Genomic DNA, 23,768 nt, shown 5'->3' on the forward strand with positions numbered 1-23,768 from the left:
CTGCTGCACGATGCGGTGTTGTACTGTTGACCGCAGGTAAGGTAATTTGCTGATGGCAATGATGACTGACGCGGGGGCAACGGACATGAACGAAAGAATCGACTACCACATCGAGAAATACCATTTCGCGCCGCTGGATGAAGCCCCGCGGCTCGCGCACCAGTGGAGCGAGGTGTTGAACGAGTGCCGCGAGACGCAGGCCGGGGCGGAAGAGCGTCTGCGCATTGCGCTGCTCAATGTGGACTACGTGACCAGTTTCGAATTGCCATTTCGCTTATTGCTGGTGCGGGCACCGCAGCTGATTGCCGGCCTGCGTGATGAGTTGTCGATCAGTCAAAAAAATGTGGTGTTCAACGGCAAGCGCTTTGGCTGTGTCTACAGCCTGAAAAGCGATTTGAGCGGCGTGCCGGAGGCTTTCCAATACGGCCTGTCGACCCGTATTCACCGAACATCTGCGTCGGGCGTGGATGCGCTGCCTTACCGGGAAATTGCCAAAGCGCTCAAGGCGCCGCGTGAGCGGCTTAAGCTGGCGCTGGAGCAAGGGTTGCCGGTGACGGCGCTGGATGGCTTGTTTTGGTTCGGCATCCAGCGCATTGCTGCCGAGGTGCGCAGGCTAAGAAAAACTGGCATGGCGATCGTGACGGCGGAAACGGAGATCTTCGACACCCTGACCGGCACGACGCGCAAGGTCCCAGTGTACCGCCTGGCCGAGAGTTGATGACTGGTTGGTTACTTGTTCAGAAGTTAAATACTTTATTTCGCATTTATTTATGCGATGCAAAGCCAATAAGCTTGGCGATAAAAATATCAAAGCTGATGTTGTAGCCGTTATTTAACTACATGTGGTTGGTGGCTGGTTAATAATTTATTTGGGTTTTTTTACGTTTTGGTTAAACACCTTTTATTCTATTTTTATATAAATCTATTCAACGTTTTAAGTGCGGATTTATCAAAGAGTATGCATTGGTGAGTATATTTTCTCAATTCTGGTATGGGTTTTTTATTCAAGGGGAATGGACATAATAAACGTTTGCTGCCAAAACTATATAGACTAAACGCTATAATTCGATAGCTGTTTTTATTGATGTTGTCAATATTCCATTCTACTTTGTCAAGGTTGGAGGTGTTATAGCTACTTTGAGATACTTGATAATATCTGGGTTGAAGGTCAATTAACCGGGCAATGCTCATAGCCCTATGAGAAACATGATTAATTAATGATGGCGCGAATAAAATGATCAACATTGTGACGGTGCTTATACCAAGAGAGATTCGTTTCATTTTAATGGCAGTGCTATTGCTTTCGGAATAAAGATAGATCAGTCCAGGTGTAAGAGACAGGAACATAATGGAAAGCCACAGTAATATCAGTAAGAAGGGGGCGCTATCTTGATTGTCGGCATATATCAGTAGTAATGAAGACGTAGAACAGGCGGCTGATATAAATAAAGAACTTCCCGTGATAAACAAGCTTGTCCAAAATCCAGTGGTGAGATAAGGATTTTTTTTCAATAACAACCAAGTTAAAAGTAACGATGATATGGCACCTGGAGCTAGCCAGAGCGCAGAGTTATTTGATGTCCAGGAGTTTAACAAAGATAGGGCGAGTAAAATCATATTTACTACTGTAATAGCTAAAATATACCAGACTGATTTTTTTCTGTTATTATTGCTTATGACCAATCCTAATCTGCCTTGTACAAGAAAGATAGAGGGGGCGAAAATCAAGAAAGTAAAAGCCATCAAAGAGAGTGTTGCAGTGAAAAGTATTAATATCGTTTGTGGGGTTACCTCAATAGATTCACCAAATATATCAGGTCTGCCAATGTACCGGGTGTAAGTCCACAAGGTTAGGAAGCATAGTAGAATTGATATCGGTGACAAGATACCTATAATCCATCCATAGTTTTTCTTTATTATGTTAATTAGTTTTTCGAATGAATTCTCTGGGCCTGTCTCCATCAGACTATCTCCTATATTTAGTGGGTAAAGTGACTCTATTGATCGGCTCGTAATTGGTTGATAACTCTATCTTCCCACTCCATCACTGATTTAACACTGACGACAATCAATTCGATGATGGATTCTCGCGGACCATTTATCCACTCAGAACTATTATAGAACTCTTCTTGGGCGGATTTGAGATGCTCCAAACTGTCATAAGCGCGTATTAAATAATAAGAATCAGTAGCGTGTAGGGAATTCCCATAATCGATGACATCTATTCCGTAGCGTATGTGTAGCGGTATACTAATATCTTTCATGATGTTATGAAATCGTAATCCACTATTAGGTTTTAAAGTATATAAAATTATCTCAATAATCTTCATATTCCCTCCTTGGGTTTTAAATAATAATGCCATACTGAGTACTGTATTTACAAACAGTATTTTCGCTGTACAGGTACAGATGCTTAGGTGTCATGGTAGTTTTAGCTGCTGTCCCCGCGACCCAAATCGCGGTAAAATGCAGCAGTTCACCTTATCGCACGTCATCAGGCCGTCGTACTCGCTATGAAAATGCGCAAACCCCGTCGTCCGCCCGGGCGGTGGATTTATTACATCCTGCATGAAGACATGCTGTGGCCCTGCCCGGTCAAATGGGAGTGGGAGAGCGGCTATAACGCCTGGCTGCCGTTTTATTATTCCCCTACGCTGGAATTTGTCGCCGGCAACCCCGCTCGCGCCACCAAGGTCAGCAGCGGCCGGCGCTAAGCGCGCTGCCCGCCTTGCCGCCCGGCATCCGCTCACCTAAGATCATTGCATCACCCACAGGTTTCCGGGAGCGCCCATGTCTACTCTGTTTCGCACGTCTCTTTGCGGCGCGGTGGCGTTGCTGCTGCTTGCGGGTTGTCAGCAGACGGCGCATCGACCGGTGCCGCCGCTGCAGGCGCAATTGGATCACATCGCTCTGATGCTGGCCGGCGGGCATTTCCTGCGCGTGGACTGCGGGCGCAGCGACGTGCCGGACGACGTGAAATTGCAACGCACCGCGATGCGTGCGGCGCAGCATCGCGGCTGGGATACGCATGCGGTAGGGTATCGACAGTTGCCGACGCTCACCCAGGCGCGTTACCTGACTCTGCAGCAGGACAATCAGCTGCTGACGGACAAATGCGCCACGCTCAGCCGCAGTACCGCGCGTTTTATCGCGGCGGCGCAGGCCGATCAGGAAGACTACATGGAGTAGCGTTGGGTAAGCCTGTCGGGTGCTCGTTACGGGCGCCTAAAAATTCTTTGCAGGATAACGATTTATCGATCATCATTTGAAATGATGTTTCACTTTTATCCATCGAGCCCACCTTGAATCTGTATGCCGCACTGCGTCAGCGCGTGGAAAATACGCCCTGGTACGCCAAACGGAAAAGCTACCGCGTGCTGTTCTGGCGCGAGATCACGCCGCTGGCGGTGCCGATCTTTCTGGAGAATGCCTGCGTTTTGCTGATGGGGGTGCTGAGCACCTTTCTGGTGAGCTGGCTCGGCAAAGAGGCGATGGCCGGGGTGGGGCTGGCGGACAGCTTCAACATGGTGATCATTGCCTTTTTTGCCGCGGTGGATCTCGGCACCACCGTGGTGGTGGCCTTCAGCCTCGGCAAGCGCGATCGCCGGCGTGCGCGGGCGGCGGCGCGTCAGTCGCTGGTCTTGATGACCGGCGTGGCGGTGCTGTTGGCGGCGGGCATTCACCTGGCGGGCGAATCGATCATCGATGTGATCGCCGGCGCGGCGTCGCCGGAGGTGAAAGCGCTGGCGCTCTCTTACCTGCAGACCACGGTGTGGAGCTACCCGGCGGCGGCGATTGCGCTGATCGGCAGCGGCGCGTTGCGCGGCGCGGGTAATACCAAGATCCCGCTGCTGATCAATGGTGGCATGAATATCCTCAATATCATCATCAGCAGCATCCTGATTTACGGCATGCTCGGCTGGCACGGGCTGGGCTTTGTCGGCGCCGGGCTGGGGCTGACGATTTCCCGCTATATCGGCGCCATCGCCATCCTCTATGTGCTGGCGATCGGCTTTAATCCGGCGCTGCACATTACGCTGAAAAGTTATTTCACGCCGCTCAAGATGAGCATCCTGTGGGAAGTGTTGGGGATCGGCATTCCCGCCAGCGTCGAATCGGTGCTGTTCAACGGCGGCAAGCTGTTGACGCAGATGTTCGTCGCCGGCATGGGCACCAACGTTATCGCCGGCAACTTCATCGCCTTCTCCATCGCTTCGTTGATTAACTTGCCGGGCAACGCATTGGGATCGGCCTCGACCATCATCGTCGGTCGGCGGCTCGGCAAGGGCGAGATCGGTCAGGCGAAGCGGCAACTGCGCCATATTTTCTGGCTATCGACCCTTGGGCTGACCGCCATCGCCTGGGGCACGGCACCGCTGGCCGGGGTATTCGCCGCGTTTTATACCTCGCAGGATGATGTGAAAACGGTGGTGAAAACCCTGATTTGGCTCAACGCCGCCTTTATGCCGCTCTGGGCCGCTTCATGGGTGTTGCCTGCCGGGCTGAAAGGCGCGCGCGACGCCCGCTTTGCCATGTGGGTGACGATGCTCGGCATGTGGGGCTGCCGTGTGGTGGCTGGCTATGTGCTGGGTATCGAACTGGGCATGGGCGTGGTGGGTGTCTGGTTGGGGATGTTCTTCGATTGGGCGGTGCGCGGCGCCTTGTTCTACTGGCGCATGATCAGCGGGCGCTGGCTGTGGAAATATCCGCGGGCCAAACGCCGGGAGGCCGAGTAACGTCGGCCGCGGGGCACCGGCGAGATGGCCTCAGTATAAAAGCGTCATCGCGCTGAAGAACAACAGCGTCAACGCGATAATAATGACGTTTTGCGTGGCCTTGCGCACCAGTCTGCTGGCGCTCAGTCGGCTGTCGATGACGTAGAGCAGCGGCACCATCAGCAGCACGTAGGCGAACATCAGCATGGCGGTAAAGGGTTGCAGGTTCATTTATGCTTCTCCTGTACGTCATCATGGCCGACTAGGTGCACCAGCACCGCCTCCGTCTGATGGGCCAAGCCAATAAAGGGCGGGGCGACAGGGGGATCCGCTGCGAACGGCAGGCCGGCGCGCCGCGTGTTCACCGCCGCTTGCAGAATTTTCTTTCTATGCTTCCGAGTATGGTCGACCATGCGCCTCCGAATAAGGCCGCCCGCAGGCGGCTGATCGTAGTATTACCATTAAGCTGGAGTAGGATTGCAGGCCGCTGCCGGGGCCATGCATTCATAATATTGCGAATGATAACCATTATCAATAATGAAAGTGAAAAAATTAAGGGTATTGCGAGAGGGGTGTCAGCGGGGAGGGAAAAGAAAAAGCACGCCTTGCGGCGTGCTTTGCGAGGTACTAACGGCGGTGGTTACTTCTGATCGGGCAGGGCGTAAGCGATCACATAGTCGCCCAGCTTGGTGCCGAAGGAACCGTGGCCACCGGCGTAGATCAGCACGTACTGCTTGCCATTGACCTCATAGGTCATCGGCGTCGCCTGGCCGCCGGCCGGCAAGCGTGCTTCCCACAGTTTTTCACCGTTGGTCACGCTGAAAGCGCGCAGGTAGTTGTCAGCGGTGGCGCCGATGAAGAACACGTTACCGGCGGTGGTTACCGGGCCGCCCAGCATCGGCATGCCCATTTTGAACGGCAGTGGCAGCGGTGAGCTGTCGCGCACGGTGCCGATGCGTTTTTTCCACACGATGTCGTTGGTTTTCAGATCCACGGCGGAAATGTAACCCCAGGCCGGCTGTTTGCACGGCAGGCCGAACGGTGACAGGAACGGGTTCAGGGTAACGCCGAACGGCACGCCATATTGCGGCTGTACGCCGGACTCGGTGCCGCTGCCGCCTTTGTCGCCTTCCGGCGGCTCAATCGGGTTGCCTGGGCCGCGCGGGATCAGTTTGGAGACGAACGGCAGCGCGATCGGGTTGGCGATGGCGATTTCGCGATCGGTATCGACGGCCAGGCCGCCCCATTCGAACATGCCCAGGTTACCCGGGAACACCAGCGTGCCCTGCTCGGAAGGCGGGGTGAAGGTGCCTTCATAACGCAGGCTGTGGAACATCACGCGGCAGACCAGTTGGTCATAGATGGTCGCGCCCCACATGTCCGCACCGGTCAGCTTCTTCTCAGGACGGAAGGTCAGCTCGGAGAACGGCTGGGTCGGTGACAGGCGGTCGCCTTTGGCTGGGCCCTGCGGTACCGGTTTCTCCGGCGCCGGCACCACCAGCTCGCCGTTGGTGCGGTTCAGCACGAAGATGTTGCCGGTTTTGGTCGGCACATAGATGACCGGCACTTTTTTACCGCTCTTGTCGGTAATGTCCGCCAGGGTCGGCTGCGCCGGCACGTCCATATCCCACAGGTCGTGGTGGACCGTCTGATAGAACCAGGCCAGTTTGCCGGTGGAGGCGTTCAGCGCCAGCAGGCCGCTGGCGTAGCGCTCCATTTCCGGGGTGCGGTTGCCGCCCCAGATGTCCGGCGTGGCGACGCCCATCGGCAGATAGACGATATCCAGCTTGGCGTCATAGGCGGCCGGCGCCCAAGAGTTCGGCGAGTTCGGCACGAAGTGGTGCTCGTCCGCCGGGATGGCGTTCGGATCTTTCGCGCCCGGATCGAAGGCCCACAGCAGCTTGCCGCTGTTGATGTCGAAGCCGCGGATCACGCCGGAAGGCTCACGGTTGGAGTAGTTGTCGGTCACGGCACCGGCAACGACGATCACGTTATCGGTGATCACCGGCGGCGAGGTCGGCTCGTAGTGGCCCGGCGTCGCATACGGCATGTTGCTCTGCAGGTTCAGCTCGCCGTTGTTGGCGAAGTCCGGGCACGGTTTGCCGGTTTCGGCGTCCAGCGCGAACAGGCGGCCGTCGTTGACCGGCAGAATGATGCGGCGTGCGCACATCGCCGGTGCGGCATCGCCGGCGGCGCCCGCGGCTGCAGCGGTTTCGTGGTAAGACACGCCGCGGCAGGTGATGTGCTGGAAGGTCGGGTTGTACTTCAGCTGCGGATCAAATTTCCACTTTTCTTTACCGGTGGCGGCATCCAGCGCGAACAGCTTCTGGTGCGGCGTACACATGTAAAGGGTATCGCGGATCTTGATCGGCGTGACTTCGTTGGTGATCTCACCCGGATCGTTGGCGGTCTTCAGATCGCCGGTCTGGAAACGCCAGGCTTCTTGCAGCTGGCCAACGTTTTTGTCGTTGATCTGGCTCAGCGGCGAGTAACGGGTGCCTTCCTGGGTGCGGCCATAGGCCGGCCAGTCGGCGCCGGTGGCGTCTTTCGGCTGGACCTGCGCGGCGTCAAGGGTGCCGTTGATCTCTTGCGGATCGTTGAATACGGCATAGGCCAGTGCGATGACGGTGATCGCCAGCGCCGCGCTCAGCGCACCGTAGGCGAATTTGCCGTTGGCGACCAGCTTACGGTAGATAAACGGCAGCACCAGCCACAGGCCGAAGAAGAAGGTGACGTCCAGGCGCGGCGTCAGCGCCCAGAAGTCCGGGCCGACTTCCCACAGGGCCCAAATAGTGGTGCCCAGCAGGAACACCGCGTACAGCAGCAGCGCGGTGGCGCGGCGGCGGAACAGCAGCCAGGAGGTCGCCAGCAGCACCAGCCCGGCGATGATGTAATACAGCGAACCGCCCAACTTGGCCAGCCAGATGCCGCCGCCGAGCAGATAAAGCCCGCTCAGCGCGGCAAACAGCGCCGTTATGACGATAAGCGGCGATAGTGACGCTTTATTTTGCATAGCAATACCCTTACCAAAAATGAAAGTCCCCGATTTAGAGATTAAGCCAAATCGGAAAAAACACGCGGTTTCTCCCTATTATTTCAGCGGGAAGCCGCTAGGGTGACGTAAAACCCATCCCGTCTTTTAACCTTAAGGTGCTTTGCCTTATTCAAAGCGGTAAGACAAGGTGGCGCCGCCACCCCAGTTGCGACCCGGCGCCGGCTCGAAATAGCGGCCATTGCCTTCGTTGACGATCACCGAACCGACGTAACGGCGGTCGAAAATATTGTCCACCCGGCTGAACACGTCCAGCGCCCAGCGGTTCCAGGTAAAGCGATAACCGGCGTTTACGCCGGCCACGGTGTAAGAGGGGGCCTGCGCGCTGTTGGCGTCGTTGGCCTGAATGTCGCTCATGTAGCGCAGCTCCGCGCCGGCGTGCCAGCCTTCCGGCGGTGCAAAGGCCAGCGAGGCGTAGCCCATATTGCGGGCGATGCCTGGCAGGTGATTGCCGGCGGGGGTACAGCCGGATTTACCGCACATATCGCTGCGGTAGGTGGCGTCCAGCAGCGTCCAGGCCATATGCAGGCGCCAGTCCAGTGCGAACTCTTGATCCAGCGCCAGCTCCAGGCCGCGCCGCCGGGTTTTGCCGGCGTTGGCGTAGCTGGTGCGTCCGCCGCTGCTTTCCGCCACCACCAGCTCGTTGTTGGTATCGGTCTGGAACAGCGCAGCGCTCACCAGGCCGTTGCCGAGGCGCAGCTTGCTGCCCAGTTCGACGGTATCGCTGGTGGACGGCTGCAGGCCGATATTGAGGCCCGTCTGGCCGTCGGGGCGGTAGGAGAGTTCGTTGATGGTCGGGGTTTCAAAGCCGCGGCCGGCGGAGAGATAGACGTTCCACGCCGGATTGATCTTGTAGTTGAGCGAGCCCATCGGCAGCCACTGGTGGTAGCGTTTGCTGCCGCTGTCGTCGCCGTTGCGCGGCGTGATGTAATAGTCGGTCGAGTCGAAGCTGACGGTGCTGTAGCGCAGGCCGGCGTCCAGCGTCCAGCGCGGCGTCAGTTGCCAGGAGGTTTGCAGGTAAGGATCCAGGTTCCAGATACGGTTCTTCTCGTTGCGCCGCTGGTCGCCTTTCTCGCCGTAGTCCACAGTGCCGTCTCGCAGAATAAAGTTTTCGAACCCCTGGCGGCGTTCGGTCATGGTTTCATAATCCAGACCGCCGATCAGTGTTACCGGTAACGATGCGAGAGTATCCTCATGCTTCCAGCGAGTGTCAATGCCCTGATATTTTCTTTCCAGCACGATCACCCCGCCGGCGTGGGTGGGGTTGAGCTGCGGCCCCATCGGGATGGACTGGTACTGCGTGGTGTGGCGCTCGCCGTGGTAGGCAGTCAGCGTCAGTTCGTCGCGCTCGCTCATCTGGCGCTGATAGCGCAGGCCGGCCTGGGTCTGATCGAGCGACTTGCGGGTGTTAAATTGATCCGCGCGCGGCGCCTGGCGCGGGTTTTCCTTCCACTCTGCCTCGGTCAGGCCGCCCGGATCGCCGGCATCGATTGAGACGCTGTTGAACATCAGCGTCAGGGTGCTGACGTCGTCCAGCCGCACACCGAGCTTGCCGTTGCCGAGGTTTTTCCGCGCGGCGCTGTGATCGCGGTAGCCCTGAGTGGTGAAGCGGGTGCCCGAGATGGCGTAGTTGACGTCGCCGGCCTGGGTACCGTCGCCGGTGGCGCCAGTCGCTTTCACCCCATAGCGCCAGGTATTGTCGCTGCCGAAATAGCCGCCGGCCTCCAGCGTTGGCGGCTGGGTGCCGGTCTGGGTGTCAACGTTGATCACCCCGCCCGAAGCGTTGCCGTACAGCGCGGAATAGGGGCCGCGCAGCACCTCGATGCGCTCGACGGAGTTGATGTCGATGTTGGAGGTTTGTCCCTGGCCGTCGGGCATGGTGGCGGGAATGCCGTCGACGTACATGCGCACCCCGCGCACGCCGAACATCGATCGGCTGCCGAATCCGCGTATCGACAGCTGCAGATCCTGCGCATAGTTTTGCCGGTTTTGGAGCTGCAGGCCCGGCACGCTGCCGAGGTTTTCCGACAGGTTAATCTGCGGTGCGGCGTTGCGCAGGTCCTGGCCGTCGATCACGCTGACGGACACCGGCGATCCCAGCTCGGTCAATCCGGTGGGTTGCGCCATCACCACTAGGGTGTCGCTTTTCTCTTCATTATTTTCTGCCGCCAGCGCCTGACTGGCAAACATGGGATGTAGCAATAGCATTGCAGCCGGGGTAAGCACGGCGCTTTTCTTATTGGTCATGGAATAAATCTGCCACTGGTATTGAAAGGGAATTGCAGGTCGATTCAGAGTTAGCCATCTGTCGCTCCATCTACATGACGCTAAACGAAAAGGGTAAGGCATCCTGATATCAGTATAGAGTATCTTGGGCAGGAACGTTCCCGCAAAAACTCCGGTCCCAGCGACGGTTAATGGATTCATGAGCCTGGCTCATAAGCTCAAGCGTATTTCGCCCCATAGTCATGGCGGCAGTCGCGTTTTACAGTCACCACACCGGAACGGCTCCGCGTCACGCGGGGCCGGTATCAATCAGTGGGAGAGTGAAGATGCAAACACGCAAATTGGGGCGCGAAGGGCTGGAAGTCTCGGCGTTGGGGTTGGGCTGTATGGGACTGAGCTTTGGCTACGGCCCGGCCACCGACAAACGGCAGGCGGTCGATCTGATCCGTGCCGCGGTTGACGAGGGCGTGACGTTCTTCGATACCGCCGAGATTTATGGTCCGTTCACCAACGAGGAATTGTTGGGCGAAGCGCTGGCGCCGGTGCGCGACCGGGTCGTCATCGCCACCAAGTTCGGTTTCGATCTGCCGCAGCCGGCGGGGCAACAGGTGTTGAACAGCCGTCCGGAGCATATTCGCCAGGCGGTGGAAGGCTCGTTGAAGCGCCTGCGGATAGAGACGATCGATTTGCTGTATCAGCACCGTGTCGATCCTGAGGTGCCTATCGAGGAGGTGGCCGGTACGGTGCAGCAACTGATTCGCGAAGGGAAAGTGAAGTATTTCGGCCTGTCGGAAGCCGGCGCGCAAACCATTCGGCGAGCTCACGCGGTGCAGCCGGTCACGGCGCTGCAAAGCGAATATTCGCTGTGGTGGCGCGAGCCGGAGCGTGAAATCTTGCCGACGCTGGCAGAGCTGGGCATCGGTCTGGTGCCGTTCAGCCCGCTCGGCAAAGGCTTTCTCACCGGCGCCATTACCGAGGACACCACCTTTGACAGCGGCGATTTTCGCAACCTGGTGCCGCGCTTCAGCGCCGAAGCGCGCCGAGCCAATCAGGCGCTGGTGAGCGTGCTGGGGCAGATAGCGCAGCGCAAAGGCGTGACGCCGGCGCAGATCGCCCTGGCCTGGCTGCTGGCCCAGCAGCCGTGGATCGTGCCGATCCCGGGAACCACCAAGCGTCACCGGCTGGAAGAAAACCTTGCGGCGGCGTCGGTGGTGTTGGCGGCGGACGAACTGGGCGCGATCGAGCGTGTGCTCTCCGCTATCGACGTGATCGGCGATCGTTACCCGGCGTATCTGCAGAAGAACGTCGGGCGTTAAGCCCCGCGTCGCAGCGCCTCAATCAGCAGCGCAAAGGCGGTAGTGTGTTGCCTGCGGCTTGGATAATAGAGGTAATAACCGGGAAACGGCGGGCACCAGTCGTCCAGCGCCATTAGCAACCGACCGTCGGCCAGCGGCTCGGCGACGGTATCTTCCGGCACAAAGGCGATGCCGAGGCCGAGCTGCGCGGCGTCGATTCGCTGGCGCAGGCTGTTGAAGGTCAGTTGCCCCTCCACCCGCACTTTAATCTCCCGGCCATCGCGGGCAAATTCCCAGGCGTACAGCCCGCCGAGGGTGGGCAGGCGCATGTTGATGCAGCGATGGTTTTGCAGCGCTTGCGGCGTAGCGGGGAGGCCGTAACGGGCGAAATAGTCAGGGGAGGCGACGGGCACCATGCGCATGTCCGGCCCGATGCGCACCGCGACCATGTCCTTCGCCACCTGTTCCCCCAGCCGGATTCCGGCGTCGAATCGCCCGGCGACGATGTCGGTCAGGCTGTTGTCGACGGTGATTTCCACGTTGATATCCGGGTAATCGACGAGAAAAGTGCGCAGCACCGGCCACAGTACTGCATCCACCGCGTGTTCGCCGGCGGTGATGCGGATGTTGCCGGCGGGCCGATCGCGCATTTCACCCAGCGCGTTCAGCTCGCTTTCAATCTCCGCCAAGCGCGGGCCAATGCTGTTGAGCAGCCGCTCACCGGCCTCGGTGGGGGCGACGCTGCGAGTGGTGCGCGTGAGCAAGCGCAGCGCCAGGCGTTCTTCCAGGCCGCGAATAGCGTGGCTGAGTGCCGATTGGGAAACCCCAAGCTGCGCCGCCGCTTTGGTGAAGCTGCGCTCCCTGGCCACCATCAGGAAAGCGATCAGATCGTTAAAGTTTTCTTTCAACATACCGGCACCGGAGAGCAAAGTTGGGGCGCTGCCGCGCGTAGATTTATGAATTGAGCTCATAGCTCCTTGCGCATTTTACCCGCTAGTCACCGGAAAAGCATGGCGCTATCTTGGCATCGCTGACTTATAACTATCAGCGTCGGTTGGAAAGCCGACGTGGAGGACACGACAGATGAAAATACAACGCAGCGGTTCTATCCCATCACAGCGCGGTTCGGCGGATTACTTTACCGGGCAGGTACGCATCGATGCCCCCTTCGCCGGTGACGCGCCGGCCAGGGTGGGCGGCGCGACCGTCACCTTCGAACCCGGCGCCCGCACGGCCTGGCATACGCATCCGCTCGGCCAGACGCTGATCGTCACTCAGGGGCGCGGGTGGATCCAGATGTGGGGCGAGAAGACGCAGGAGATGCATCCCGGCGATATCGTTTGGATACCGGCCGACGTCAAACACTGGCACGGTGCGACATCGGACACCGCCATGACCCATATCGCCATCGCCGAAGCGGTGGACGGCAGCCCGGTGACCTGGCTTGAGCCGGTCAGCGAGGCGGAATATCGGCCATAACGCCGATCAGGCCGAGGGGCTCTGTTCGCAAAACCGCAGCCGGTTGCCGAACGGATCGGTGAGGTTCAGCTCTTTGCCCCAGTCGACAATCTCCAGGCCCGGCCGGGCATAGCGATAGTTTTTGGCCGTGAGCTCCCGGTGCAGCGCGTCGATATCGTGCACGGGGATGAAAATGGCGGCGCCGGGCGTGCTGTCGCCGTAGTGTTCGCTCAGGTGCAGCGTCAGCCCGGTGCGGGTCACCTGCATGTACAGCGGTAGGTCTTCGCTGAAGCGGTGCTCCCACGCCAGCGTGAAACCGAGAAAATCCAGATAAAACTCTTTGGCCTTGTCGACGGAAAAGATACGCAGGATCGGAATGGCGGGGGAGAGCGTCATCATTGTTGACCTCACTGTCGCGTTAGCGGCAGCCGATATGGATATCGACCGCGTCGGGGCCGGTATAGGCTTCGAAGTCGGTCAGGAAGCGACGTTCGATTTCCGGGTGTTGCTCGAAGTAGGCCCAGATGGCTTGCCAGCCTTCGATGACCGCCGCCGGCATGGCGCCTCGGGCCTGGAACACCAGATAGCGGCCAGGTTGGATGTGCAAACCGCTCTGTGCCTCACTGCCGGCGGTGACATCAAACGGCCCGCTGGCGTCGGAGGCGTAGTTGGAGTAGACCCCGTAAACCGGCATGGCGGGCGAGGTGGCGAAAAAGTCTGACCACAGCGCGGGGATTTTAGCCGTCTCGGGCTGGGTTTCGTCCTGATTGGTGGTTCTGATTGTCTGGCCGGCGACGTAAAAATCGGGCAGGTGCACCGAGAGGGGCTGCATAGAGGCAATTCCTTTTAACCGCTGAAAAGATGCCTAAAGGTAGCAAAAGCTCCCCAAAACCGCCAGACAGGGCCCCCGCAGGCGCGGGGGGCCATCACATCAGGCGCCCAAACCGCCGAGGCACAGGTATTTGATTTCGAGATAGTCCTCGATGCCGTATTTTGAGCCTTCGCGGCCCAAACCGGAGTGCTTCATGCCGCCGAACGGCGCCACTTCGGTGGAAATCAGCCCTTCGTTGATGCCGACAATGCCGTACTCCAGCGCTTCGGCCACGCGCATCACCCGGCCGATGTCGCGGCTGTAGAAGTAAGCGGCCAGGCCGAACGGCGTGTCGTTGGCCAGTTCGACGGCGTCGGCCTCCTGGCTGAAGCGGATCAAGGGCGCCACCGGGCCGAACGTCTCCTCACGGAAGATTTTCGCCGTGCGCGGCACATCGGTCAGGATAGTCGGGGTGAAGAAATTGCCGCCCAGCGCGTCAGGCTTGCCGCCCAACAGCACCGAGGCGCCGTGCTCGACGGCGTCGGCGATATGCTCGCGCACTTTCTCCACCGCGTCCGAGTTAATCAACGGGCCGATGGTGACGCCATCATCCAGGCCGTTGCCGACTTTCAGCTTGGCGACGGCAGCTTTCAGCTTGGCGGCGAACGCATCGTATACGCCGTCCTGCACCAGAAAACGGTTGGTACAGACGCAGGTCTGGCCGGCGTTGCGGTATTTTGAGGCGACCGCGCCGGCCACGGCGGCGTCCAGATCGGCGTCATCAAACACGATAAACGGCGCGTTGCCGCCCAGCTCCATACTGGTTTTCTTGATGGTGGGCGCACACTGGGCCAGCAGCTGCGCGCCGACTTCGGTGCTGCCGGTGAAGGAGAGTTTGCGCACGTCCGGGTTGGCGGTGAGTTCGCCGCCGATGCCTTTGCTGGGGCCTGTTATCACGTTGCATACCCCGGCTGGCAGCCCGGCGCGCTCCGCCAGCACGGCGATCGCCAGCGCCGAGAACGGGGTCTGGCTGGCGGGGCGGATCACCCCGGTGCAGCCGGCGGCCCAGCCGGGGCCGGCTTTGCGGGTGATCATCGCCGCCGGGAAGTTCCACGGGGTGATGGCCGCGAACACGCCGATCGGCTCTTTTTGCACGATGATGCGGCGACCGGCCTGCGGCTGCGGAATGGTGTCGCCATATACCCGTTTGCCTTCTTCGGCGAACCATTCGATAAAGGAGGCGGCATAGGCGATTTCACCGCGGCTTTCGGCCAGCGGTTTGCCCTGTTCCGCCGTCATGATGCGCGCCAGATCTTCCTGATTTTCCATCATCAATTCAAACAGCCGCCGCAGCTTGCCGGCGCGCTCTTTGGCGGTCAGCGCGCGCCAGGCGGGCAGCGCTTTTCTGGCGGCGGCGATGGCGCGAGCGGTTTCTTCGGCGCCGAAGGCCGGTACGTGGCCGACCCGTTCTCCGTTGGCGGGGTTATGAATGGCGATCGAACGGCCTTCCTGGGCCGGCAACCATTGCCCGTCGATGTAGTTGGCCTCGCGGAACAGCGTGGGATCCTTGAGGGTAGCGCAGATGCTGGTGCTCATGAGTCTCTTCCTTCTTTCCTGAGTTCAACAGAGTGGTCTATCCCATACGGCTACCCTTTACCCTAGCAAATTTTGCCGCCGCCGTTTGCCCGCGCGGCAACAAGATGGTCGTTTTCTTTATGCGCACCTTCTGTACAAAAAATATCCTCCGTCGGGCCGATACTGAAAGAGCAGGCATATGACCCTTTTCGATGTAATTAAAAGGAGTGTGCGAATGATGAAATCAGTGGACAGACATCTCGCGGCCTACGGCAGCGAAATGGATTTTTTGGCGTCGAGCATCGCTCTGATGGAATGGCAAGGGCGGCAGATTGACGCCGGGCAGGTGGCCGGCAATATGTCGGAGCAGCAAAGCCGCCTGTTCTTTGCGCGGTTGAATTATTTTCGTCAGCTTTATCAGGCCGCATCGGCGGCCGAACACAGCCTGTAATTTCCGATCCAGCCCCGCCGCAGCGGGGCTTTTCATTTCAGCGGTGCCACACCCCGGTCGCCAGCGTTGCCGGCGAATACTCCAGATTTCGTCCCCGCCACGGCAGCGCTGCCGCAAAACGCCAGGCGTGGCGCACGTCAAACCGCCAATAGCGTTCTGCGCTTTCAACGGAGGGATGCCCCTCCGTTTGCCAGAGGATCTGCGTTTCCCCCTGCAGATGCAGTACGTCACCGCGCTCGAAATCGATGAACAGCAGCGCCGCCCGCGGTTCGGCCAGCAGGTTGCCCAACGTATTCATATAGCGGTTGCCGCGAAAGTCCGGCATCCACAGCGTGTCGCCTTCCAGATGGATAAAGCCGGGGCGCCCGCCGCGATGGGAAATATCGACGCCGCCCTGCGCCAGTGCCAGGTGCGCGCCGCTGGCGACGAAGCTGGTGTCCGCGGTGCGGATCAGCGCCTGCGCCGCCGCATCGAGCGACGTTAAATGCACAACCGGCTGTGGCCGGCTGTCCACCGGGTAGAGTTCGCGGCGCTGAATGTACTGCGGGCAGTTGCCGAAGCTTTGGTGAACGACGATCTCCACCCGGTTTTTGTCGGTGCGGCCGACGGTGCCGTTGGCGCGGTTACGCCGCCGGTTGCTGAAGTCGAGCCCGAGCGCGCCGACCGGTTTGCCGGGCAGCAACAGCGCCTGGGCGGGATCGTCGCTGCGGCGCGGCGCGCTGATGCGCAGGTGCGTGTCGTCCGGCGTGCGTAAAAATCCGGGCGGGCCGCTGAACAGGGTGGCGATGGGCCAGCCCTGGTCGTCCAGCGTAGCGACGAACAGGTAGGGCAGCGCGGCGAAAAACGCGCGGTGCTGATCCGGCATCGCGGGGTAGATGCCGCCGCCCACGCGATCGAATCCGGCCAGCGTCTGCGCGCGCAGCTCATCGGGGTGGAACCGTTGCGGGATCATGGCGTCAGCTCGCCGCCGGTTCCGGCAGGGCCGGCATGGCGAAGAAGCCGGGAAGCGCCGCGATGCGCGCCACCCAGCGCCGTATCGCGGGGTAAGGCGCCAGCGAAATGCCGCCTTCGCCTGCGACCGCCACATAGCTGTAGCAGGCCAGATCGGCGATGGTCGCCTGTTCGCCGGCCAGGTAGCCGCGCTCGCTCAGGTGCTGCTCCATCTGCGGCAGAAAACGATCGCTGATTGCCCGCGCCGCCTGGTAATCCTCCGGCACCGCGAACTGGGCGATCAGTCGGCAAGAGGCCGGGCCGTAGCGAACTTCACCGGCGGCTTTGGAAAGCCAGGCCTGCACCCGCGCGGCCGCCGCCGGCTGTTCCGGCAGCCAGTGGCTGTCCGGCGCATAGCGCTTCACCAGATAGACCAGAATGGCGTTGCTGTCGGCCAGCGTCAGATCGCCATCCTGTAAGACCGGGATCTGGCCGAACGGATTGAGCTGGCGGAAGGCTGCGCTCTGCCGTACGTCCGCCGAGGCTTCGACCCATGCATAGGGCAGCGCCAGCATACGCAGCAGCAACGCCACGCGATGAACGTGGCCGGAAAGCGGGGTGCCGTAGAGTGTGATGGTGGACATGGCGTTTCTCCTCAGTGCTTTTTGTCAGCATACTCTTGCGTTGAACGAGCGAAATCCGGCAATGTGGAAATTGATAATTTCACTTTTCGGAAGAATCTATGGATCGGTTAGACGAGTTGGCGATCTTCGTGGCGGTGGTGCAGCAAGGCAGCCTGGCGGCGGCCGGGCGCAAACTGCGGCGTTCGGCGCCGGCGATCACCCGGGCGATCGCCGCGCTGGAACAGCGTTTCGGTACCCGATTGGTGGAGCGAACGACCCGGCGGCTGGCGCCCACCGAAGCGGGTATGCGGCTGTTGGAACGCGCGCAACAGCTGCTGCAGGATTATCAGGCGGTGGTGCAGGATACCGCCGAAGCGCAGCTGAGCGGCTTGCTGCGCGTCACTTCGCCGGTGCAGTTCGGCCGCCGCTATGTGGCGCCGGTGGTGATGGCGTTTCTCGATGATTACCCGCAGATGCAGATCGAAATGGTATTGAACGATCGCAATCTCGATCTGATTGACGAAGGATTGGATATCGCGGTGCGCATCGGTCATCTGCAGGACTCTTCGCGCGTGGCGCGGCGGCTGGGGCAGGTCAGCCGGGTGACGGTCGCCAGCCCGGATTACCTGGCGCGCTGCGGTGAACCGGGTTCGCCGGCGCAACTGGCGGATCATGCCACCATCGTCGGCACCCAGCGGCCGTCGCTGCGCGAATGGCGCTTCGGCCCGCAGGAAAACGGCGAGCGGGTGCGATTGACTCCCCGGCTATTGCTCAACGACGTGGAAGCGCAACTGCTGGCGGTGCGCGCCGGCAAGGGCGTCGCCCGGTTGCTCTCGTATCAGGTGGCGGACGATTTGGCCGCCGGTACGCTGGTGCGGCTGTTGACGGATCACGAGCCGTTGCCTATGCCGGTACAGCTGGTGGCGCAGCAGGCGCAGCACATGCCGCTGAAGGTGCGCGCCTTTTGGGATTATGCATTTGAACGGCTCAGCGCCTTGCCGCAAATTCAGCCGGGTGGGCGGGGGAAATAAGCGCAAAAAGTTTCATGGGTTAAACTTTTTCATTATTCATCAGGTTTTATTTTACCGGGCGCGCATTGCTGATGCGCCCGTCTTGACAATAATGTTGCCGGTGCTAATAGTTAATTCACATCTTAAATAATAAACGAAGTTTAATATATGAAACCACTTGCGGGGAGTTATGACAACGGCGCCACGGTGGATAATGAAGCGGCTATTTTGACTTCATTTCAAACCCGCAGTGCGGCTGTTTATAAACAGACGCGCCATGTAAATAATATTGCTTATGGCAACGGCGAACGCGAAACATTGGATTGGCTCTATTCTGCAAAGCAGCATCAGGGGACGTTAATTTTTATTCACGGCGGCTATTGGCAATTCTGCGATAAGGCAGATTTCGCCTTTATCGCCGCCGGGCCGTTGGCGTTGGGTTTTGACGTGGTGTTGGTGGAATATGCGCTCGCGCCGGCGGTGGATCTCGACGAAATATGCCGACAGATCGGTGTGGCGTTGAATGCCATTCAGCGCCGCCTGCCGCCGCACTATGCCTATCCGGTGCATCTGTGTGGCCATTCCGCCGGCGGCCATCTGGCGGCGTTTTGGCAGCAGCATGCGTTGGTGGATGCGGTCTTTCCCATCAGCGGCCTGTTCGAGCTGGCGCCGCTGCAACAAAGCTATGTCAATCGGGCGCTGCAGCTGACTGCGCGGCAAATTGAAACGCTCAGCCCGGCGCGCCACCTGCCGACGCGCGGCAAGCCGCTTACGCTGTATTACGGGGCATTGGAGCTGCCGGAACTGAGAGGCCAGTCGCAACACTATCATGCGGCGCTGCGCCAACGCGGGTTGTCGGCAGAACTGGTCGCGGTGCCCGGCGCCAATCATTTCACCATTCTGGATGCGTTGTTCGCCGCCGACGGCGCGCTGCTTCGCCAACTTAACCACCACGGGAACCACTGACATGCGCGAGATCGTAGATACCGGGCTGCCGGAGATCGGCCAGCCTTTTTCCTGGGCCACCCGGGGCGGCGGCATGCTGTTTACCGCTCACGGCCCGGTGCGGGCGGACGGCAGCATCGACACCGGCGCGCCGGAGCGACAGATTACGCTGACCTTCGATAATCTGGCGCAGACGCTGAAGGCGGCGGGCAGCCACAGCGATAAGGTTCTGCAGGTGATCGTGTATCTCACCGACGTCAACGACGTTAAATGTCTCGATGATATTTACCGGAAATACTTTAATTATCCTTATCCCAATCGCTCCACGGTCATTGTCGAAAAATTGGTGGTGCCGGGAATGAAAATAGAAATTACCGTCAGCGCCATCGCCTGATTTAATTTCTTATTAAGTTCGCCTTTATATTAATTCAATAACGAGTTAAGGATGTGTCATGTTTAAACAGATTGCACCTTCCGCGGCCGATCCTATTATGTCGCTGATGGAAGCCTATTTGCAGGACCCCAATCCGCAAAAAGTGAATTTAGGCATTGGTCTGTATTACGACCGACAGGGGAATATTCCGCTGATGCAGGCGGTCGAGGCCGCCGAGCAGCGGTTGCTGGCGCTGCGCCGCCCGCACGGTTATCCGCCGATCGAAGGTTCGCCGCAGTTCGCCCGCCAGGTGCAGGCGCTGCTGTTCGGTGAGCAACAGGCGGCCGAGATCGCCACGGTGCAGACCGTCGGCGGCTCCGGCGCGTTGAAGCTGGCGGCGGATTTTTTGCGCCACTTTCTGGCGCGGGGTGAAATTTGGGTGTCCGATCCCACCTGGGCCAATCACTGGGCGATTTTCGAAGGCGCCGGGCTGCGGGTGAATACCTATCCCTACTTTGATGAAGCGGCGGGCGGCCTGCGTTTCGCCGCCATGCTCGACGCGTTGGACAGCCTGCCGCCCGGCAGCGTGGTCTTGCTGCACCCGTGTTGCCATAACCCGACCGGCACCGATCTGACGGCGGAGCAGTGGCGCGCCACGCTCGCCGTGCTGCAGCGGCGTAACCTGCTGCCGCTGTTCGATATCGCCTATCAGGGCTTCGGCGACGGGCTGGAGGAGGACTGCTTTGCGTTGCGCGAAGCGCTGAAAACCGATCTGCCGTTTTTGGTCTGCAATTCGTTTTCCAAAAATGTCGCGCTGTACGGCCAGCGTCTGGGCGCGCTGTCGGTGCGCTGCGCCGACGCGGAAAATGCCGCCAACGTCAAAGGGGCGTTAAAAACGCTGATCCGCCGCAGCTACTCCTGCCCGCCGACGCACGGCAGCCAGATCGTGGAAACCCTGCTCGGCGACGCCGAACTTGGCGAGCTTTGGCGCAATGAGCTGGCAGAAATGCGCTCTCGCATCAAGCAAATGCGTGAACAGCTGGCCGCCGGGCTGGCGCAGGGGGGCTCTTCGCTGGATCACCGGCGTATTCGCGATCAGCGCGGCATGTTCAGCTATACCGGCCTGAACGAAGCGCAGCTGCAGACCCTGCGGCAGCGCTATGCCATCTATCTGGTCTCGCCCGGCCGCATGTGCCTGCCGGGGCTCAATCCCGGCAACATTGACTACGTGACCGCCGCCATTCTCGACGTCACCCGTACCGCCTAACTCCGCTCGGGAACCCAGCCATGCCACAGATGAATGATTTTGAGCATATCACCCGCCGTCAGGGCGGGTTGAACAAGCATCTTACTGCCGGGCAGATGTCGATGCTGGCGATCGGCGGCGCCATCGGCACCGGGCTGTTTCTCGGCAGCGCCTACGCCATTCAGATGGCGGGGCCGTCGGTATTGTTGAGCTACCTGATCGGCGGCGTCATTGCGCTGCTGCTGATGGGCAGCCTGGCGGAGATGACCTCCGAACACCCGACGCCCGGCTCGTTCGGCGACTACGCCGAATTCTATCTCGGCCCGCTGTTCGGTTTTCTGGTGCGTTATTCTTACTGGTCCTGTGTGGTGCTGGCGGTGGGTACCGAAGTCACCGCCATCGGCATGTACATGCAGTTCTGGTTCCCGGCGACGCCGACCTGGCCGTGGGTGCTGCTGTTCTCGGCGGCGGTGATCGTCGTCAACGTGATCGGGGTGAAGTCGTTCGGCCAGGTGGAATACGCGCTGTCCACCGTCAAAGTGACGGCGATCGTGGCGTTTATTCTGATCGGCATCGGCATTCTGGCATTCTCGGGCAACCCGGCCTACGGCCTGCGCAACCTGACCGCCGGCGGCTTCATGCCGTTTGGCGTCAAGGGCATGTGGTTCGCGGTGATCGTGTCCATCTTCAGCTACCTGAGCATTGAAATGATTGCGGTGGCCGCCGGCGAGGCGAAAAATCCGGTGATTGCGGTGAAGGCGGCGTTCAAGGGCACCATCGTGCGGCTGTTCATCTTCTACATGCTGTCGATCGCCCTGATGCTGGCCATCGTGCCCTGGCGCCAGTCCGGCACCGGCGAAAGCCCGTTCCTGATGGCGATGAACGTGATCCATCTGCCCGCCGCCGCCGGTATTTTCAACTTTATCGTGCTGGTGGCAGCGCTGTCGGCAATGAACAGCCAGCTGTACATCACCACCCGCATGATGTTCTCGCTGTCGCGTGCCGGGCAGGCGCCGGCGGCATTGGGGCGCGTCAGCCGGCGCGGCATTCCGGTCAATGCGTTGGCGATGTCGTGCATCGGTATCGTGGTGTCCATCGTGCTGAGCCTGGTGGCGCCGGAAACCTCGTTCGCCGCCATGATGTCTATCTCGGTGTATGGCGCCTGCTTTACCTGGCTGATGATTTTCGTCACCCACCTGTTCTTCCGCCGCCGGCATCGGCAGACCCACCTGAAGTTCCGCATGTGGGGCTTTCCTTATACCACCTTGCTCGGCGCCGGGCTGATGGCGGCGCTGATGATCTCGACGGCGTTTACCGAATTCTTCCGCATGACGCTGTGGTTCGGTATTCCGTTCACCTTGCTGCTGGTGGTGGCTTATCACTTCCAGAGCCGCCGCGCGGCTACACCGTCGCCGTTCAAGGCGCCGGAGGTGGAGTAATAAGGGGAGGGGCTGAGGCGCATCTCAGCCCCGGGGATTAAAGCTGGCTTTTCGGGATCAGGTGGTCGCCGAAGCTCAGGCGTTGGCGGCCCGGTTCGATTTCGGTCAGCGGCGCCACTTCGTGCAGCGAGGATTTGCAGCGCTGTACCAGATCCTGATACTCGCGGGTGCCGGCGATCTTCCAGGCCAGCTCCTGTTCGGTCAGATCGCGCAGCACGCGCGCCGGGCTGCCGACCACCAGCTTGTTGGCTTCGATCACCGCCGCGGCTTTGACGAACGCCATCGCGCCGACGATGGTGTTCTCGCCGATCTCCGCACCGTCCATCACCACCGCGTTCATGCCCACCATCGCGTTGCGGCGAATGCGGCAGCCGTGCAGGATGGCGCCGTGGCCGATATGGCCGTCTTCTTCCACCACCGTGTCCTGCTGCGGGAAGCCGTGCATCACGCAGTTGTCCTGAATGTTGGCGCCGTCGCAGATTACCAGGCGGCCAAAATCGCCGCGCAGGCTGGCGTTCGGGCCGATATACACGTGTTTGCCGACGATCACGTCGCCGATCAGCACCGCCGTCGGGTGCACGTAACTGCTGGGGTCAACGACCGGCGTCAGGCCGTCAATCTGATACACAGGCATAGCGTGAGTTCCTTAATATGTAGGGTCGCGCGGCAGGCCGCCGAAGCGCCGATAGTAACCGGCGGCCGGCGCGGGCAGGGCGCCGATGGTGGTCTCCGCCAGCGCACTGACGTACTCCGTCGCGGCGCGATCGACCTGCTGATAGAGATTGATGCACAGATTACGGGCGATTTGGCCCTCCCACTGCGCGGGCAGCAGCGCGTCCGGCAGCAGCGGATCTTTCAACACCACGCGACGGAAGAAGTGAATCAATAATAGCTTAATCTGGAAACCGCGCAGCGGCGTCAGCGCCGCCGGGTCGACTTCGCGCAGCAGCGCCATCAGCGGCCGGAAGGAGACGATAAACTCGTGATAGCCGGCCGCCACATCGCTGAGCGACCAGCAGTCGGCCACCAGTTTCTGCAGCGTTTGCTCGGAGCGGTTGTAGGGGTAATCGGCGCGAAAGTAGATCACCTGCTCACTGGCGTTCAATTCGCCGAGCAGCGCCGTCACGTCGGTTTGCGCATGGGTGGGGGCGGCCATCAGATTGTTGGCGATCTGCCCGAACCCGAGCCAGCCCAGCTCTTTTTTCAGCCGTGCGCGCGCGTTTTTTTCGGCGCTTTCCAGCAGCAACAGCTCCCACTTGCCGTCCCAGGCGGGCTGCTCGCGCAGATAGATTTTCGACTCGGCGTGGCGGAACTGGCGCATTCCCTGCTCGGTCACGCGGTAGAAGCTGCGGCGGCCGATTTTCTCCACCGCCAGCCAACCCTCTTTCTGCAGGCGGAACACCGAGGTGCGCACGAAGCGATCGCCGAAACCGAAGGCCTCCAGCAGCGCGCTCAGGCTGCCGAGCCACACTTCGCCGCCGCGGTGGCTGAGCGCGTCGCCGTACAGCGAAATGATCAGCGAAGTGCCGCTGATCGGCTGCGCGTCGACGGCATGGCGAATGAACTCATCCAGTTTATGTTCCATATTTTTCCATGGGTTAGCTTTCGATGAGCCATAA

The 23,768-nt window shown here is 60.0% G+C and carries 25 protein-coding genes; 12 read left to right on the forward strand and 13 right to left on the reverse strand.

Features of this window, described 5'->3' with window-relative positions:
• Nucleotides 1-85: 85 nt before the first annotated feature.
• On the forward strand, nt 86-718 hold the full coding sequence (locus tag BVU99_RS02155; RefSeq protein WP_025303392.1) for a helix-turn-helix domain-containing protein: 633 nt from the start codon (nt 86-88) through the stop codon (nt 716-718).
• A 194-nt stretch (nt 719-912) separates the two neighbouring features.
• Here the strand turns inward: BVU99_RS02155 and BVU99_RS24905 are convergent, their stop codons facing one another.
• Complete coding sequence (locus BVU99_RS24905; protein ID WP_144334740.1) at nt 913-1,962, reverse strand: hypothetical protein; 1,050 nt, start codon at nt 1,960-1,962, stop codon at nt 913-915.
• A gap of 35 nt (nt 1,963-1,997) precedes the next feature.
• A complete protein-coding gene (locus BVU99_RS02160; RefSeq protein ID WP_099817085.1) occupies nt 1,998-2,330 on the reverse strand; it encodes an NIPSNAP family protein in 333 nt (110 codons plus the stop codon).
• A gap of 183 nt (nt 2,331-2,513) precedes the next feature.
• Between BVU99_RS02160 and BVU99_RS02165 the strand changes: the two genes are divergently transcribed.
• The 3 genes from BVU99_RS02165 to BVU99_RS02175 all read left to right on the forward strand — a co-directional run bounded on the left by BVU99_RS02165 (nt 2,514) and on the right by BVU99_RS02175 (nt 4,736).
• Entirely contained in the window at nt 2,514-2,714 is a 201-nt protein-coding gene (locus tag BVU99_RS02165) for a hypothetical protein (RefSeq protein WP_016927170.1), read from the forward strand.
• Between the two features lie 76 nt (nt 2,715-2,790).
• Nucleotides 2,791-3,189, forward strand: coding sequence for a type II secretion system pilot lipoprotein GspS (gene gspS, locus BVU99_RS02170; RefSeq protein WP_099817086.1), 399 nt, complete (start codon nt 2,791-2,793; stop codon nt 3,187-3,189).
• 113 nt (nt 3,190-3,302) lie between these two features.
• Nucleotides 3,303-4,736 (forward strand): EmmdR/YeeO family multidrug/toxin efflux MATE transporter, encoded by a 1,434-nt coding sequence (locus tag BVU99_RS02175; RefSeq protein ID WP_099817087.1) that lies wholly within the window; start codon nt 3,303-3,305, stop codon nt 4,734-4,736.
• 30 nt (nt 4,737-4,766) lie between these two features.
• Here BVU99_RS02175 and BVU99_RS02180 read toward each other — a convergent pair whose 3' ends face one another.
• The 3 genes from BVU99_RS02180 to pqqU all read right to left on the reverse strand — a co-directional run bounded on the left by BVU99_RS02180 (nt 4,767) and on the right by pqqU (nt 9,957).
• Nucleotides 4,767-4,946, reverse strand: a complete 180-nt coding sequence (locus BVU99_RS02180) for a hypothetical protein (RefSeq protein WP_019453466.1) — start codon at nt 4,944-4,946, stop codon at nt 4,767-4,769.
• 409 nt (nt 4,947-5,355) lie between these two features.
• The gene (locus tag BVU99_RS02190; RefSeq protein ID WP_025303386.1) at nt 5,356-7,728 is read right to left on the reverse strand and encodes a glucose/quinate/shikimate family membrane-bound PQQ-dependent dehydrogenase; all 2,373 of its coding nucleotides are present in this window, start codon (nt 7,726-7,728) and stop codon (nt 5,356-5,358) included.
• Nucleotides 7,729-7,875: 147 nt separating this feature from the next.
• Nucleotides 7,876-9,957, reverse strand: coding sequence for a TonB-dependent receptor PqqU (pqqU, locus tag BVU99_RS02195; protein WP_099817088.1), 2,082 nt, complete (start codon nt 9,955-9,957; stop codon nt 7,876-7,878).
• A 362-nt stretch (nt 9,958-10,319) separates the two neighbouring features.
• On the opposite strand from pqqU, the gene BVU99_RS02200 reads away from it, so the two are divergent.
• Nucleotides 10,320-11,309 (forward strand): aldo/keto reductase, encoded by a 990-nt coding sequence (locus tag BVU99_RS02200; protein ID WP_099817089.1) that lies wholly within the window; start codon nt 10,320-10,322, stop codon nt 11,307-11,309.
• Here the strand turns inward: BVU99_RS02200 and BVU99_RS02205 are convergent.
• On the reverse strand, nt 11,306-12,199 hold the full coding sequence (locus BVU99_RS02205; RefSeq protein WP_043140030.1) for a LysR family transcriptional regulator: 894 nt from the start codon (nt 12,197-12,199) through the stop codon (nt 11,306-11,308). The two genes, BVU99_RS02200 and BVU99_RS02205, sit on opposite strands and share 4 nt — an antisense overlap.
• A gap of 172 nt (nt 12,200-12,371) precedes the next feature.
• Here BVU99_RS02205 and BVU99_RS02210 point away from each other — a divergent pair, with 172 nt between their 5' ends.
• Entirely contained in the window at nt 12,372-12,767 is a 396-nt protein-coding gene (locus tag BVU99_RS02210) for a cupin domain-containing protein (RefSeq protein WP_060433478.1), read from the forward strand.
• A 6-nt stretch (nt 12,768-12,773) separates the two neighbouring features.
• Here BVU99_RS02210 and BVU99_RS02215 read toward each other — a convergent pair whose 3' ends face one another.
• From BVU99_RS02215 to gabD, 3 genes are all read right to left on the reverse strand, one after another.
• The gene (locus BVU99_RS02215; protein WP_025303381.1) at nt 12,774-13,142 is read right to left on the reverse strand and encodes a glyoxalase superfamily protein; all 369 of its coding nucleotides are present in this window, start codon (nt 13,140-13,142) and stop codon (nt 12,774-12,776) included.
• Nucleotides 13,143-13,164: 22 nt separating this feature from the next.
• Entirely contained in the window at nt 13,165-13,578 is a 414-nt protein-coding gene (locus BVU99_RS02220; RefSeq protein ID WP_025303380.1) for an effector binding domain-containing protein, read from the reverse strand.
• 99 nt (nt 13,579-13,677) lie between these two features.
• The gene (gabD, locus tag BVU99_RS02225) at nt 13,678-15,153 is read right to left on the reverse strand and encodes an NADP-dependent succinate-semialdehyde dehydrogenase (protein ID WP_025303379.1); all 1,476 of its coding nucleotides are present in this window, start codon (nt 15,151-15,153) and stop codon (nt 13,678-13,680) included.
• A 214-nt stretch (nt 15,154-15,367) separates the two neighbouring features.
• On the opposite strand from gabD, the gene BVU99_RS02230 reads away from it, so the two are divergent.
• A complete protein-coding gene (locus BVU99_RS02230; RefSeq protein WP_004935234.1) occupies nt 15,368-15,583 on the forward strand; it encodes a glycogen synthase in 216 nt (71 codons plus the stop codon).
• A gap of 37 nt (nt 15,584-15,620) precedes the next feature.
• On the opposite strand, the gene BVU99_RS02235 is transcribed toward BVU99_RS02230, so the two are convergent.
• Both BVU99_RS02235 and BVU99_RS02240 read right to left on the reverse strand, forming a co-directional pair.
• The gene (locus BVU99_RS02235) at nt 15,621-16,535 is read right to left on the reverse strand and encodes a pyridoxamine 5'-phosphate oxidase family protein (protein ID WP_099817090.1); all 915 of its coding nucleotides are present in this window, start codon (nt 16,533-16,535) and stop codon (nt 15,621-15,623) included.
• A gap of 4 nt (nt 16,536-16,539) precedes the next feature.
• Complete coding sequence (locus BVU99_RS02240) at nt 16,540-17,157, reverse strand: glutathione S-transferase (protein ID WP_049295914.1); 618 nt, start codon at nt 17,155-17,157, stop codon at nt 16,540-16,542.
• Between the two features lie 98 nt (nt 17,158-17,255).
• Between BVU99_RS02240 and BVU99_RS02245 the strand changes: the two genes are divergently transcribed.
• The 5 genes from BVU99_RS02245 to BVU99_RS02265 all read left to right on the forward strand — a co-directional run bounded on the left by BVU99_RS02245 (nt 17,256) and on the right by BVU99_RS02265 (nt 22,149).
• The gene (locus BVU99_RS02245; protein WP_099817091.1) at nt 17,256-18,167 is read left to right on the forward strand and encodes a LysR family transcriptional regulator; all 912 of its coding nucleotides are present in this window, start codon (nt 17,256-17,258) and stop codon (nt 18,165-18,167) included.
• A 147-nt stretch (nt 18,168-18,314) separates the two neighbouring features.
• Nucleotides 18,315-19,112 (forward strand): alpha/beta hydrolase, encoded by a 798-nt coding sequence (locus BVU99_RS02250; RefSeq protein WP_099817092.1) that lies wholly within the window; start codon nt 18,315-18,317, stop codon nt 19,110-19,112.
• Nucleotide 19,113: 1 nt separating this feature from the next.
• Nucleotides 19,114-19,485, forward strand: a complete 372-nt coding sequence (locus BVU99_RS02255) for a RidA family protein (RefSeq protein WP_025303374.1) — start codon at nt 19,114-19,116, stop codon at nt 19,483-19,485.
• Nucleotides 19,486-19,543: 58 nt separating this feature from the next.
• Nucleotides 19,544-20,731 (forward strand): amino acid aminotransferase, encoded by a 1,188-nt coding sequence (locus tag BVU99_RS02260; protein WP_099817093.1) that lies wholly within the window; start codon nt 19,544-19,546, stop codon nt 20,729-20,731.
• A 20-nt stretch (nt 20,732-20,751) separates the two neighbouring features.
• On the forward strand, nt 20,752-22,149 hold the full coding sequence (locus BVU99_RS02265) for an amino acid permease (RefSeq protein WP_099817094.1): 1,398 nt from the start codon (nt 20,752-20,754) through the stop codon (nt 22,147-22,149).
• A 37-nt stretch (nt 22,150-22,186) separates the two neighbouring features.
• On the opposite strand, the gene paaY is transcribed toward BVU99_RS02265, so the two are convergent.
• Nucleotides 22,187-22,783 (reverse strand): phenylacetic acid degradation protein PaaY, encoded by a 597-nt coding sequence (gene paaY / locus BVU99_RS02270; RefSeq protein ID WP_021505794.1) that lies wholly within the window; start codon nt 22,781-22,783, stop codon nt 22,187-22,189.
• Between the two features lie 12 nt (nt 22,784-22,795).
• Nucleotides 22,796-23,734 carry a phenylacetic acid degradation operon negative regulatory protein PaaX gene (gene paaX, locus BVU99_RS02275; protein ID WP_049209448.1) on the reverse strand — a complete coding sequence of 313 codons (939 nt, stop codon included), beginning with the start codon at nt 23,732-23,734 and terminating at the stop codon, nt 22,796-22,798.
• Nucleotides 23,735-23,768 lie beyond the last annotated feature (34 nt).

Origin of the sequence: Serratia sp. OLAL2 (genome assembly GCF_002752475.1) — a bacterium.
Lineage (GTDB): Bacteria > Pseudomonadota > Gammaproteobacteria > Enterobacterales > Enterobacteriaceae > Serratia > Serratia bockelmannii.

Coding starts and splice junctions, on each gene's coding strand:
- BVU99_RS02155 (WP_025303392.1), top strand. CDS start 86: ATGAACGAAAGAATCGACTACCACATCGAGAAATACCATTTCGCGCCG.
- BVU99_RS24905 (WP_144334740.1), bottom strand. CDS start 1,962: ATGGAGACAGGCCCAGAGAATTCATTCGAAAAACTAATTAACATAATA.
- BVU99_RS02160 (WP_099817085.1), bottom strand. CDS start 2,330: ATGAAGATTATTGAGATAATTTTATATACTTTAAAACCTAATAGTGGA.
- BVU99_RS02165 (WP_016927170.1), top strand. CDS start 2,514: ATGAAAATGCGCAAACCCCGTCGTCCGCCCGGGCGGTGGATTTATTAC.
- gspS (WP_099817086.1), top strand. CDS start 2,791: ATGTCTACTCTGTTTCGCACGTCTCTTTGCGGCGCGGTGGCGTTGCTG.
- BVU99_RS02180 (WP_019453466.1), bottom strand. CDS start 4,946: ATGAACCTGCAACCCTTTACCGCCATGCTGATGTTCGCCTACGTGCTG.
- BVU99_RS02190 (WP_025303386.1), bottom strand. CDS start 7,728: ATGCAAAATAAAGCGTCACTATCGCCGCTTATCGTCATAACGGCGCTG.
- pqqU (WP_099817088.1), bottom strand. CDS start 9,957: ATGTTTGCCAGTCAGGCGCTGGCGGCAGAAAATAATGAAGAGAAAAGC.
- BVU99_RS02200 (WP_099817089.1), top strand. CDS start 10,320: ATGCAAACACGCAAATTGGGGCGCGAAGGGCTGGAAGTCTCGGCGTTG.
- BVU99_RS02205 (WP_043140030.1), bottom strand. CDS start 12,199: ATGTTGAAAGAAAACTTTAACGATCTGATCGCTTTCCTGATGGTGGCC.
- BVU99_RS02210 (WP_060433478.1), top strand. CDS start 12,372: ATGAAAATACAACGCAGCGGTTCTATCCCATCACAGCGCGGTTCGGCG.
- BVU99_RS02215 (WP_025303381.1), bottom strand. CDS start 13,142: ATGACGCTCTCCCCCGCCATTCCGATCCTGCGTATCTTTTCCGTCGAC.
- BVU99_RS02220 (WP_025303380.1), bottom strand. CDS start 13,578: ATGCAGCCCCTCTCGGTGCACCTGCCCGATTTTTACGTCGCCGGCCAG.
- gabD (WP_025303379.1), bottom strand. CDS start 15,153: ATGAGCACCAGCATCTGCGCTACCCTCAAGGATCCCACGCTGTTCCGC.
- BVU99_RS02230 (WP_004935234.1), top strand. CDS start 15,368: ATGATGAAATCAGTGGACAGACATCTCGCGGCCTACGGCAGCGAAATG.
- BVU99_RS02235 (WP_099817090.1), bottom strand. CDS start 16,535: ATGATCCCGCAACGGTTCCACCCCGATGAGCTGCGCGCGCAGACGCTG.
- BVU99_RS02240 (WP_049295914.1), bottom strand. CDS start 17,157: ATGTCCACCATCACACTCTACGGCACCCCGCTTTCCGGCCACGTTCAT.
- BVU99_RS02245 (WP_099817091.1), top strand. CDS start 17,256: ATGGATCGGTTAGACGAGTTGGCGATCTTCGTGGCGGTGGTGCAGCAA.
- BVU99_RS02250 (WP_099817092.1), top strand. CDS start 18,315: ATGAAACCACTTGCGGGGAGTTATGACAACGGCGCCACGGTGGATAAT.
- BVU99_RS02255 (WP_025303374.1), top strand. CDS start 19,114: ATGCGCGAGATCGTAGATACCGGGCTGCCGGAGATCGGCCAGCCTTTT.
- BVU99_RS02260 (WP_099817093.1), top strand. CDS start 19,544: ATGTTTAAACAGATTGCACCTTCCGCGGCCGATCCTATTATGTCGCTG.
- BVU99_RS02265 (WP_099817094.1), top strand. CDS start 20,752: ATGCCACAGATGAATGATTTTGAGCATATCACCCGCCGTCAGGGCGGG.
- paaY (WP_021505794.1), bottom strand. CDS start 22,783: ATGCCTGTGTATCAGATTGACGGCCTGACGCCGGTCGTTGACCCCAGC.
- paaX (WP_049209448.1), bottom strand. CDS start 23,734: ATGGAACATAAACTGGATGAGTTCATTCGCCATGCCGTCGACGCGCAG.